The following is a 1207-nucleotide window of genomic DNA, read 5'->3' on the forward strand; positions in this document are numbered from 1 at the left end:
TTCAGAACTAACACAGTGGACGCGAGCAACTGAGGACAAGCCCTCGGCCTATTAGTACCAGTCAGCTCCACCCGTTACCGGGCTTCCACATCTGGCCTATCAACCCAGTCGTCTACTGGGAGCCTTAACCCCTCAAAGGGGGTGGGAATACTCATCTCGAAGCAGGCTTCCCGCTTAGATGCTTTCAGCGGTTATCCTTTCCGAACGTAGCCAACCAGCCATGCCCTTGGCAGGACAACTGGCACACCAGAGGTTCGTCCGTCCCGGTCCTCTCGTACTAGGGACAGCCCTTCTCAATATTCCTACGCGCACAGAGGATAGGGACCGAACTGTCTCACGACGTTCTAAACCCAGCTCGCGTACCGCTTTAATGGGCGAACAGCCCAACCCTTGGGACCGACTCCAGCCCCAGGATGCGACGAGCCGACATCGAGGTGCCAAACCATCCCGTCGATATGGACTCTTGGGGAAGATCAGCCTGTTATCCCCGGGGTACCTTTTATCCGTTGAGCGACAGCGCTTCCACAAGCCACTGCCGGATCACTAGTCCCGACTTTCGTCCCTGCTCGACCCGTCGGTCTCACAGTCAAGCTCCCTTGTGCACTTACACTCAACACCTGATTGCCAACCAGGCTGAGGGAACCTTTGGGCGCCTCCGTTACTCTTTAGGAGGCAACCGCCCCAGTTAAACTACCCATCAGACACTGTCCCTGATCCGGATCACGGACCTAGGTTAGACATCCAGCACGACCAGAGTGGTATTTCAACGGCGACTCCACCATGACTGGCGTCACAGCTTCAAAGTCTCCCACCTATCCTACACAAGCCGAACCGAACACCAATATCAAACTGTAGTAAAGGTCCCGGGGTCTTTCCGTCCTTCTGCGCGAAACGAGCATCTTTACTCGTAGTGCAATTTCACCGGGCCTATGGTTGAGACAGTCGAGAAGTCGTTACGCCATTCGTGCAGGTCGGAACTTACCCGACAAGGAATTTCGCTACCTTAGGATGGTTATAGTTACCACCGCCGTTTACTGGCGCTTAAGTTCTCAGCTTCGCCATGACGAATCATGACTAACCGGTCCCCTTAACGTTCCAGCACCGGGCAGGCGTCAGTCCGTATACATCGCCTTACGGCTTCGCACGGACCTGTGTTTTTAGTAAACAGTCGCTTCTCGCTGGTCTCTGCGGCCACCCCCAGCTCAAG

General features: G+C 55.3%; 1 rRNA gene (cut by a window edge). It reads right to left on the minus strand.

The features are described from left to right. Nucleotides 1-31: 31 nt before the first annotated feature. A 23S ribosomal RNA gene (locus tag ACIA73_RS41885) occupies nucleotides 32-1207 on the minus strand (it continues 1371 nt past the right edge of the window).

It is taken from the genome of Streptomyces sp. NPDC051561, from assembly GCF_044454195.1.
Taxonomy (GTDB): domain Bacteria; phylum Actinomycetota; class Actinomycetes; order Streptomycetales; family Streptomycetaceae; genus Streptomyces.